Annotated in this window: 9 protein-coding genes; 2 read left to right on the top strand and 7 right to left on the bottom strand. The window is 69.4% G+C overall.

Annotation, left to right across the window (positions count from 1 at the left end; all coding sequences use genetic code 11):
• Positions 1–139: 139 nt before the first annotated feature.
• Together AC3XYG_RS20415 and AC3XYG_RS20410 are read right to left on the bottom strand one after the other, a co-directional pair.
• Complete coding sequence (locus AC3XYG_RS20415; RefSeq protein ID WP_489141704.1) at positions 140–859, bottom strand: pyridoxamine 5'-phosphate oxidase family protein; 720 nt, start codon at positions 857–859, stop codon at positions 140–142.
• Positions 860–973: 114 nt separating this feature from the next.
• The gene (locus AC3XYG_RS20410) at positions 974–1,966 is read right to left on the bottom strand and encodes a GlxA family transcriptional regulator (RefSeq protein ID WP_489141703.1); all 993 of its coding nucleotides are present in this window, start codon (positions 1,964–1,966) and stop codon (positions 974–976) included.
• Positions 1,967–2,124: 158 nt separating this feature from the next.
• Here AC3XYG_RS20410 and AC3XYG_RS20405 point away from each other — a divergent pair, with 158 nt between their 5' ends.
• Positions 2,125–2,514, top strand: a complete 390-nt coding sequence (locus AC3XYG_RS20405; RefSeq protein WP_489141702.1) for a hypothetical protein — start codon at positions 2,125–2,127, stop codon at positions 2,512–2,514.
• Here AC3XYG_RS20405 and pdxR read toward each other — a convergent pair.
• The 5 genes from pdxR to AC3XYG_RS20380 all read right to left on the bottom strand — a co-directional run bounded on the left by pdxR (position 2,511) and on the right by AC3XYG_RS20380 (position 7,995).
• Positions 2,511–3,977 carry a MocR-like pyridoxine biosynthesis transcription factor PdxR gene (gene pdxR / locus AC3XYG_RS20400; protein WP_489141701.1) on the bottom strand — a complete coding sequence of 489 codons (1,467 nt, stop codon included), beginning with the start codon at positions 3,975–3,977 and terminating at the stop codon, positions 2,511–2,513. The two genes, AC3XYG_RS20405 and pdxR, sit on opposite strands and share 4 nt — an antisense overlap.
• Before the next feature lie 6 nt (positions 3,978–3,983).
• The gene (locus AC3XYG_RS20395) at positions 3,984–4,421 is read right to left on the bottom strand and encodes a protein tyrosine phosphatase family protein (RefSeq protein WP_489141700.1); all 438 of its coding nucleotides are present in this window, start codon (positions 4,419–4,421) and stop codon (positions 3,984–3,986) included.
• Positions 4,422–4,550: 129 nt separating this feature from the next.
• A complete protein-coding gene (locus AC3XYG_RS20390) occupies positions 4,551–5,003 on the bottom strand; it encodes an ABZJ_00895 family protein (RefSeq protein ID WP_489141699.1) in 453 nt (150 codons plus the stop codon).
• Between the two features lie 162 nt (positions 5,004–5,165).
• Complete coding sequence (locus AC3XYG_RS20385; protein WP_489141698.1) at positions 5,166–6,959, bottom strand: ABC-F family ATP-binding cassette domain-containing protein; 1,794 nt, start codon at positions 6,957–6,959, stop codon at positions 5,166–5,168.
• 82 nt (positions 6,960–7,041) lie between these two features.
• Complete coding sequence (locus tag AC3XYG_RS20380) at positions 7,042–7,995, bottom strand: LysR family transcriptional regulator (RefSeq protein WP_489141697.1); 954 nt, start codon at positions 7,993–7,995, stop codon at positions 7,042–7,044.
• 409 nt (positions 7,996–8,404) lie between these two features.
• Between AC3XYG_RS20380 and AC3XYG_RS20375 the strand changes: the two genes are divergently transcribed.
• On the top strand, positions 8,405–10,518 hold a 2,114-nt coding region (locus AC3XYG_RS20375), incomplete at its 3' end, for an efflux RND transporter permease subunit (RefSeq protein WP_489141696.1).

Raw genomic sequence — 10,518 nt, 5'->3', positions numbered from 1 at the left:
GACGTCGAGCGGGACCAGCCGGCAGGTGCGGCCCTCCATCGGTGTCCTGGGCGGCAGCAGCCGCTTCTCCCAGCCGGGAAGTGGGGCGCCGATCGGCTGGCCCAGATCGTTGGTGCGGTCGGTCATAACAGCTTTCCCCTCACTCGCCGGCATCGGCCGGGGCGGCGGCGCCCCCGACATTGGCCCGCAGGATATCGTCGAAATGCCGGCCCGGCGCATAGGCATCGGTCGTCACGCCGAGTGCGATGCCGGCCGGCAGCAGCGGGCAGGGCTGCAGCGCGCCGATCGTCTCGGTGATCGGGATCACCCCGGCCCAGATGCCGGCATCGAGATCGTCGTCATCGTCATGCGGCGGGCCGCTGCGGATCTTCACGCTGGCCTCCTCGATCTCCATCGAGATCAGCGTGGTGGCCCGCACCTCCTTCACCGTCGGGCGCCGCATCTCGGCCACCCGCCCCGGGAACAGCCGTTCGACATAGGCGTCCAGCGCCTCCAGCTTGTGCGCCTCGTCCTCGACCTTCGAGGCCGTGCCGAACACCATCACCGCGCGGTAGTTCATCGAGCAGTTGAAGCCGGAGCGGGCGAGCACCAGCCCGTCGATATGGGTGGCGGTCAGGCAGACCGGGATGCCGGCCCCCTGTCCCTGCAGCATCCGGCTGACCGAGGAGCCGTGCCAGTACAGCCGGTCGCCGTCGCGCCAATAGGCGGTCGGCGTGCAGTAGGGCTGGCCGTCGAGGACATAGGCGATGTGGCAGGTCACGCTGGCGTCAAGCACGGCGTTGACCGTTTCGCGGTCATAGGCGCCGCGCTTGGCCAGGCGCTTCAGCCGGGCGCGGGCGGAGGGGACAATCTCGGTCATGGCGATCCTCGGGGCAGCATTGGCCCTCTCGATGAGGCTATGCGGCCCGGTTGGAAAGGTCCAATTCTGCGTGATCGGCCCGACCAATCGATCCCATCTGTGATGGTGAGACGCTCAAGCGCCGAACCGGGCACGATAATCCTGCGGTGTGGCCGCCAGCAGGCGGAGGAAGCTGCGGCGCATGGTTTCCTCCGAGCCGAAGCCACATTGCCGTGAGATGCGCTTGACCGGCAGGCGGGACTCCGACAGCAGGCGCCGCGCCGCCTCCACCCGCAGCCGCTCGACCGCCCGGGTCGGGGTCAGCCCGGTGGCTGCCGCGTAGTGCCGGCTGAAACTGCGCTCGCTCATCCCGGCCCGGCTGGCCAGGACCGGCAGCGACAGATCGTCGGCCAGATGCCCGTTGATCCAGTCATGCAACGCCCCGAAACTGTCCTCGGCCGCTTGCAGGGACAGGGTGGCGCTGAACTGCGCCTGCCCGCCCGGACGCTTGAGGAAGACGACGAGGTAGCGGGCCAAGGCCAGCGCCACGGTGCGCCCGAGATCCTGTTCCACCAGCGCCAGCGCGAGATCGATGCCGGCCGTCACCCCAGCCGAGGTCCAGACCGGCCCGTCCTGCACGAAGATCGGGTCGCTCTCGACCCGTATGGCGGGGAAGCGCCGGGCGAGATCGGCGCAGAACGACCAATGCGTCACCGCCCGCCGCCCGTCCAGCGCCCCGGACGCGGCCAGCAGGAACGCGCCGGTGCAGACGGAGGCGACCCGCCGCGCCTGCCCTGCCCCCTGCCGCAGCCAATCGACCAGCACCGGGTCGGCCGCCGCCGCTTCGACGCCCTGGCCGCCCGCGACCATCAGCGTGTCAACCGCCGCGCCGAGGGGCGGAAGCGGTCCGGTTGCAAGTTCCAGCCCGGCCGAGGCGGTAACGCCCGGCCCGCCTTTCGCCACGAGACGGATAGCGTAGGGCGGCGTTCCGCCTGCTTCGGCGACGAGATCATTGGCGGATGCGAACACCTGGAGCGGCCCCGTGACATCGAGCAGCTGCACCGACGGGAATGCAAGCACCTCGACGATGCGGATGGCGTCTGGCGGAGAGCGAGGGGTCTTTGACATGTCCGCCAAGCATGCCTGGGCGGGATAGAAGCTTCAACAGATCAGGCCGATTTGGCGGAAAACGAGGGGTTATTGGCGCTTCCGCCGATACCTGCCGCCCTACATAGAATTGGACGATGCGACAGCAGCATCGATCCGTGACACCCCCAGGAGACGACATGACCACGATCACTTTTACCAAGACCGCCGCGCCGGAATGGTTGCTGGCGATGTGGCGGGAGATCGACGACAAGACCTTCGGCCAGGGCTTCGACTGCTTCGCGGAAGATGCGGTGTGCAATCTCGGCGTTGCCGACTGGCACGGCCGCGAAGCGATCCGCCGGAACCTGCGCGACTTCATCGACAAGGGCTTCACCGCCCATCACGACGTGGTCGAATATTGGGACAGCCCGCTGCTCAAGATCTTCCACGGCAAGGTCACGATGAGCTTCGATGATCCGAGCCTGGAGACCGTGCGGCCGACGATGACCCATTTCTTCTACATGGACGAGGCAGATCCCAGCAAAGTCCGCCGCTGGGTCGGATCGGTCGGCCCCACCGGATTCTAGCGGAACCCTCGCAGCACCGTGCCAAGCACCCTGGCCGCCTCGTCCAGCGCCGGCGGCGCGAAGCCGGTGAAGCCGAGGATCAGGGCCGAGCGCGGCGGCGCCGCGATGTGCATCGACGACAGCGGCCGCACCGTCACGCCGCGCCGGCGCGCCGCCTCGGCCACCGCCCGGTCGTCGAGCCCCGGCCGCAGGTCGGCGACGAGGTACATGCCGCGGTCGATCGGGGCGACCGTGAGGTCGCCACCGGCCTCGGCCTGTAGCGCCGCGATCAGCCGCTCGCGCCGTTCACCGTATTCCTGGCGCATGCGGCGGATGTGCCGGGTGAAATGGCCTTCGTTGATGAAGTCGACCAGCACGTCGTCGAGCACCGAGGACGGGAAGCGGTCGGCGGCGCTGCGCACGGCGGCGAAACGGTCGACCAGCCCGGGCGGCAGCACGACGTAGCCGATGCGCAGCCCCGGGAACAACACCTTGCTGAGGGTGCCGAGATAGATGACGCGGCCGTCGCGATCCAGCCCCTGCAGCGCCGAAAGCGGCCGGCCGGAAAAGCGGAATTCGCTGTCGTAATCGTCCTCGATCACCCAGCGCCCGTCGCGCACCCAGTCGAGCAGCGCCATCCGCCGCGCCAGGCTCATCGCCACGCCGAGCGGGTAGTGGTGCGTCGGGGTGCAGTAGACCAGCCGGGCATCGGGGCGCAGCGCCAGGCCGGCGGCGACATCCAGCCCCTGGCCGTCGACCGGCACCGGCAGAATGTCGAGCCGGTGCTGGCGCAGCGCGGCCAGCGCCGCGGGATAGCAGGGATCCTCGATCCAGGCGCCGTCGCCGGCTTCGGCCACGGTGCGCAGCGTCAGGTCCAGCCCCTGCTGGCTGCCGGAGACCAGGGCGATGCGGCCCGCATCGCAATCCACCGACCGGGCGACGCGGAGATATTCGGCGATGGCCTGGCGCAGCGGCGGGTCGCCGAGCGGGTCGGCATAGACGCGCTGGCGGATGCCGATGCCGCGCAGATGGCGCTGCACCAGCCGGCCCCAGGCCCGCTCGGTCGCCGGATGCATGCCGCAGAAGCCGGTGGCGAAGGGCAGCGTCTCGGCCTGCCATGCCGCGGGCCCCGGCCGGTCCCGGCCCGGCCCAGCGCCGGCCGGGGCGCCGGGGACGGCGGTCCCCGTCTCGATCTCGCTGGCGACATAGGTGCCGGCGCCGACCCGGCCGGTGACGACGCCTTCGGCATGCAGCTGGTCATAGGCGGCGACCACGGTGGTGCGCGAGATGCCCAGGCGCTCGGCCAGGGTCCGCGTCGCCGGCAGCCGCGTGCCGGCCGGCACCAGGCGGCGCGCGATCAGGTCGCGCAGTGCCAGGTGCAATTGCTGGAACAACGGCCGGCGGTCGTCCGGGTCGAGCCCGAGATCGATCAGGTCGACCCAGGAGACGGTGCGATCCCGTGGAGGTTTCGGGGCCGCCGCCATCGGGAGTTATTCGTCTTCGCGCAGCCGCACCACCAGGCCGGGCAGCGAGGTGATCTGGAAGCCCTTGGCCGCGGCCTCGGCCACCAGCTCGGCGGCGGCGCGGCGCCCGGCGAGCACTTCGCCTGCGGCCCAGAGCAGGGTGGAGCGGGTGCCGCTGCGGCAATGCGCGACCACCGGCTTCGCCGCCGTCGCCAGCGCCTGCTGCATCGCCTCGACATCGCCCAGGGCGATCGAGGAGGCGGTCACCGGAATGTGGACATACGCCAGACCCAGCCGCTCGGCCTCGGCCCTGGCGTCGGCGGCCGACAACTGCGCCGACTCTTCGCCATCCGGGCGGTTGTTGATCAGGGTCTTCGCGCCCGATGCGGCGATCTCCGCAATCGCAGCACGATCCACCTGGTCCGCCGCATACAGCTCCGGCGCGATTTCGGTCAGCTTGGCCATGGGTATCGTTCTCTCCTGAAACCGGCGTGCCTTTGTCGGGTCCCCCCGGGACGCCCTGATGTGGCGGTCGGCCAGACTGGTATCAATAGCCTATTGATACCAGTCTGGCCGGGCTTCGAACCTGGCGGCCTACGAGGCCGCGAGCTTCTTCAATCCTCGGCGCGCAAAGAACGGCGCCGTGAAAAACGTGATGATCCAGCTCAGCACGAAGGACGCTGCGGCCACGATCAAAAGCACCATGGGCATCGAGACACCATCCCGCGCCGCGCCTTCGATCATCGCCTGAAATTCATTCCTACCGCCCAGCAGAGCGTCGACACCATAGAGAAATGCGAGCCCCAGGCCGAGATTCAGAACGAGAACGGCAAGGCCGACGCCGGTCGCGAACACCGCCCGCTCGCCGGTGCTGAAGCCACGTTGATGATCCTTGACGAAGCCCTGCACCGGAAGAGCGAGGGCCACGACCAGAACGATGATGCCCATCGAGGGTGGCAGATCAAACTGGAAAACGATCGACGCCGCCACGGCAACAACAACGCAGAACAGGTATATTCCACTGAATATACCAACATACTTCAGCATCTTATCTTCCCCCTATTCCATCATTCCGGACCGCAGAGCGGGCCCCGCCGGCGATGATGTGTTTAACAAGCCACCTGCCAATAGCAAAGGCGATCGCCCGGGACAACCGGCCGAAGCCAATACTGTCGGGTGACCCAGATCCCGCTCCCGCGGGCCCTGGGATCAGGCGCTCAGCTCCTCCGCCAGCGCCGCGAGTTCCAGCCAGCGTTCCTCGGCCGCCTCGCGCTCCACCTCCGCTGCCGCCAGCCGCGCGCTCTTGGCCGCGAAACCGTCGGGGTTGCGCGTGTAGAGGGCGGGGTCGTGCAGCGCGTCGCCCAACTGCGCGATCTCGGCGGTCAGCGCCTCGATCCGGCCGGGCAGCAGGTCCAGCTCGCGCTGGTCTTTGAAGGTGAGCCTGGTGCGCGGCTTCGATGCCGCCGGCCTGGCCACCGGAGCGGTGCGTGCGGCGGGGGCCGCGGCCTGTGCCGCCGGTCGCTGCCGGAGATAATCGGTGTAGCCGCCGACATATTCGGCGACATTGCCTTCGCCCTCGACCGCGATCACCGAGGTCACCAGCCGGTCGAGGAAGTCGCGGTCATGGCTGACCAGGATCAGCGTGCCCTGGAAATCGGCCAGCACTTCTTCCAGCAGGTCCAGCGTCTCCAAATCCAGATCGTTGGTCGGTTCGTCCAGGATCAGCAGGTTGCTGGGCCGGGCGAACAGCTTGGCCAGCAGCAGCCGGCCGCGCTCGCCGCCCGACAGGCTCTTCACCGGGCTGTACATCCGCGAGGAATCGAACAGGAAGTCGGCGAGGTAGGAGGCGATGTGCCGCTTCTGGTCGCCGACCTGGACATGGTCGCCGCCATGCGGCAGCAGCACGTCGCGCAGCGTGGTCTCGGGGTCGAGTGCGATGCGGTTCTGGTCGTAATAGGCCGGCTCCACCCCCGGCCCCAGCCGGACCGTCCCGGAATCCGGCCGCTCGGCCCCGGTCAGCACCTTGACCAGGGACGATTTGCCGGCGCCGTTCGGGCCGATCACGCCGATCCGGTCGCCGCGCGCCACGCGGGTGGAAAAGTCGCGGACGATGATGGTGTCGCCGAAGGCCTTGGACACATGGTCGGCCTCGATCACCCGGACAGCACCGCGGCCGGCCTCGGCGATGCCCAGCGCGGCGACGCCCTGGCGGTCGACCTGGGACCGGCGTTCGGCCCGCATGGCATAGAGACTGCGCAGGCGACCCTGGTTGCGCTTGCGCCGGGCGCTGATGCCCTGGCGCGACCAGGTGGTCTCGGACGCGATGCGCTTGTCCAGCCGCACCCGCTCCGCCTCCTCCTGCGCCAGGATGGTCTCGCTCCACTCGTCGAACTGGGCGAAGGGCTTGTCCATCTGCCGCAGCACGCCGCGGTCGATCCACCAGCTGCGCTGGGTCAGCGCGTTCAGGAAGGCCCGGTCGTGGCTGATGACCAGCAGCGCGCCGCGCCACGTCTTCAGCTCGGTTTCGAGCCATTCGATCGTCGGCAGGTCGAGATGGTTGGTCGGTTCGTCCAGCAGCAGGACGTCGGGCTGGCCGACCACGGCCTGGGCGATGGCGGCACGGCGCCCCTCCCCGCCCGACAGGGTTCCGGTGAGGCGATCGCCGTCGAGCTTCACCGCCGACAGCGCCGCCTCGACCCGCCACAGGTCATGCGCGCGATCCGCCGTCAGGGCGGAGGCGACATAGTCGGTCACGGTGGCGTGGCTGGACAGGTCCGGCTCCTGCGCCAAATAGGCGATGCGGATGCCGGGCTGGACGAAGCGTTCGCCGCCGTCGAGCTCGATGGTGCCGGCCAGGGCCTTGAGGATGGTCGATTTGCCGCTGCCGTTGCGGCCGACCAGGCAGGCCTTGTCACCGGCCGACAGCGCCAGGTCGACGCCGGTCCAGAGGGGATCGCCGCCGAAGGTGACGGCGGCGTTGCGAAGGGCAAGGAGGAGGGTCATGCGCCGGGGATCCGAAGGAAGCCGCCCTTGTCGCAGCAATGGCCGGGCTTGACCAGCCCCGGATTGGTCGCGCCCGCAGCGGTCAAGCCCGCAGCCGGACCGCCGCGGCGGAGCCGGCCGCGGTCAGGGCGGCCTCCTGGGCGATGCTGGCCAGCAGGAAGGCGAAGAAGGCGCGCACCTTGGCCGGCGGCAGGTGCCGCGACGGATGATAGGCGTAGAGCGGATACCGCTCCTCCGCCCAGTCCGGCAGGATCTGCACCAGCTCGCCGCTGGCCAGCATCGGCGCCAGGCCGAGCTCCAGGGCCTGCGACACGCCCTGGCCGGCGGCGCAGGCGGCGAGCTTGGTGGCGAGGTCGCTGACCACCAGCCGGACCTTCGGCCGCACCTCCACCACCTCGCCATTCCGGTGGAACTCGAAGGCGAAGGGCCGGCCCGACACCGGATCCCGGAACAGCACGCATTCGTGATCGGCCAGGTCGCGCGGATGCCGCGGCGTGCCATGCCGGGCGAGATAGGACGGGGCGGCGCAGGTCAGCACCCGCGTCTCCAGCAGCTTGCGTGCCACCAGGGCGGAGGGTTCGGGCTGGCCGAACCGCACGGCCGCATCGACCCCTTCGCCCACCAGGTCGCCCAGCGCGTCCCGCACCACCAGCTCGAGCGACAGGTCGGGATAGGCGGCCAGGAAGCCGGGCAGGCGCGGCGCCAGCACCACGCGGGCGAACCAGGGGTCGACATTGACCCGCAGGCGGCCGCGCGGCGCCACCGCATCGCCCGCCGCCTCGGCCACCGCGTCCTCCAGCCCGGCCAGCAGCGGCGCCGCCTGGTTCAGCAGGCGCCGGCCCTCATCCGTCAGCGTCACCGCGCGCGGCGTGCGGTCGAAAAGCCGCACCCCGACCCGGGCCTCGAGCCTGGCCACGGCGCGACTGACGCCGGAAGGCGTCAGGCCCAGCGACCGTGCGGCCTGGGCGAAGTTCCCGCACTCCGCCACGGCCGTCAGCACGCCGATGCGGCCCAGAAGGCTGCCGTCGAAGGCCATGATGAGTTTCCGTCACAGCTAAATGGACAAAAAGACACTGGCGGCAAAATTGTGGCGCCTCATATGAGCTACGTCACAGCCGAACGGCACCGACCGGCCCCGGAAGGGGGAGCTGGTATCGACGCCCGCGGCCACTGCCCCGGCTCGCCGGGACGGCGGCACGGCTTGACCAAACGCCCAAGACGATCGTTACGAGGCTTGCTCACCCCGCCCACCCGGCCGGCGGCCCGATCCTGCGGGCCGGCGACGGCGCGTGGACCTGCGTCCGAACGGCACGGAGACCGATCGACGCGGCGGCGGGGGAGCGGCTTCGAGCAGGGCACGGCATGACGCATTCGATCGCGCCCGGCCGGGCCGCCCCTTCCCTGCCGGCGTGGTCGCGCTGGACCGACCTGAAGGATTCCTGGCCGTGGGTATCGTCCGTTTCGCCCTGCGCTATCCCTACACGTTCTATGTCGTCGCGCTGCTGGTCCTGCTTCTCGGCGGCAGCAGCATCGCCGTGACCCCGCGCGACGTGCTGCCGTCGATCAACGTGCCCGTGGTGACGGTGATCTGGCAGTTGACCGGGTTGACGCCGCAGGAGATGGAGCAGCGCGTCACCACCTACAGCGAGTTCTATATCAGCGCCAATGTCGGCAATATCCGCAACATCGAGAGCCAGACGCTGGAAGGGCTGGCGGTCGAGAAGATCTACTTCCAGCCGAATGTGAACATCGACCTGGCGATCAGCCAGATCGTCTCCGCCTCCAACTCCGCCCGGTCCCTGATGCCGGCCGGCATCCAGCCGCCGATCGTGGTGCAGTTCAACGCCACCAGCGTGCCGGTGCTGCAGCTCAGCCTCAGCTCGGACACGCTGAACGAACAGCAGCTCTACGATTACGGCCTGTACCAGATGCGCCAGGCCCTGGCGCCGATCCCCGGCATCACCCTGCCGACCCCGTCGGGCGGCCGCTACCGCGAGATCATCGTCGACCTCGACCCGGACAAGCTGCGCGCCACCGGCCTGACCCCGACCCAGGTGGTCAATGCGGTCAACGCCCAGTCGCTGACCCTGCCGTCGGGCGACGCCAAGCTGGGATCGCAGCAGTTCATCGTCCACCTCAACGCCACGGCGCCGACGGTCGACGCCATCGGCGACGTGCCGGTGCGGCAGGACGGGGCGACCACCGTGTTCCTGCGGGATGTCGCGCATGTCCACAATGGCTGGCAGGTGCAGTCGAACATCGTCCGCTCGAACGACCAGCGCTCGGTGCTGCTGACCATCATCAAGAACGGCGACGCGTCGACCCTGGATGTCGTCAACCGGGTCAAGGCGGCCCTGCCGGCGATCCAGGCCGCGGCGCCGCCGGGGCTGAAGATCGGCCTGCTGTTCGACCAGTCGACCTTCGTCCAGAACTCGATCGACAGCGTGCTGCGCGAAGGCGCCATCGCCGCCGGGCTGACGGCGCTGATGATCCTGGTCTTCCTGGGATCCTGGCGGGCGACGATCGTGGTCATGGTGTCGATCCCGCTGTCGATCCTGACCTCGATCGCGGTGCTGTCGGCGCTGGGCGAAACCCTGAACATCATGACGCTGGGCGGCATGGCGCTGGCCGTCGGCATCCTGGTCGACGACAGCACCGTCACCATCGAGAACACCTACCGCATGCTCGAGGAGCGAAGGCCGTTCGACGAGGCGGTGCTGGAGGGCGCGGCCGGCATCGCCCTGCCGACGCTGATCTCCACCGCTGCGATCTGCTGCGTCTTCGTCGCCGTGTTCTTCATGCAAGGCGCCATCCGCTACATCTTCACGCCGCTGGCCATGGCGGTCGTCTTCGCCATGATCGCGTCCTACTGCTTCTCGCGGACGCTGACGCCGATCATCATCCGGCTGCTGCTGCGCGGCGAACATGGCCGGCGCGAGGCCGGGCAGACCACGCCGCTGACCCGCGCCCATGCGGTGTTCGACCGCGGCTTCAACCGCTTCCGCGACTTCTACGGCTGGATGCTGGCCGGCATCATCCGCCGCCGGGCCGCCACCCTGGGCGTCGCCCTGGCCGTGTTCGCCGGCGCCGGCGTGCTGTTCACGCAGCTGGGGCACGACTTCTTCCCGGCCGTCGATGCCGGGATGATCCAGCTGCATGTCCGGCTGCCGCCGCGCACCCGGATCGAGACCGGCGCCGAGGATTTCAGCCGGATCGAGGCCGAGATCCGGCGCGAGATCCCGCAGCAGGACCTCGGCCTCGTCCTCGACAACATCGGCCTGCCCCAGCGGTCCTATAACCTGGCCTTCACCGACGGAACCACGACCGGCCCGAATGACGGCGTGATCCAGATCCAGCTCAACCCCGGCCACAAGCCGACGGAGGACTATATCCGCGCCCTGCGCCGCCAGTTGCCGGTGCAGTTCCCGGACACGCTGTTCTACGTCCAGCCCTCCGACATCGTGACCCAGGTGCTGAACTTCGGCGTGCCCAGCCCGGTCGACGTCCAGGTCACCGGCCGCGACCGCGCCGGCAACCAGAAGCTGGCCCAGTCCTTGCG

The sequence above is a fragment of the Inquilinus sp. genome (genome assembly GCF_057815775.1).
The sequence above is the reverse complement of the archived record's forward strand: the minus strand, read 5'-3'. Positions and strand labels throughout refer to the sequence as shown.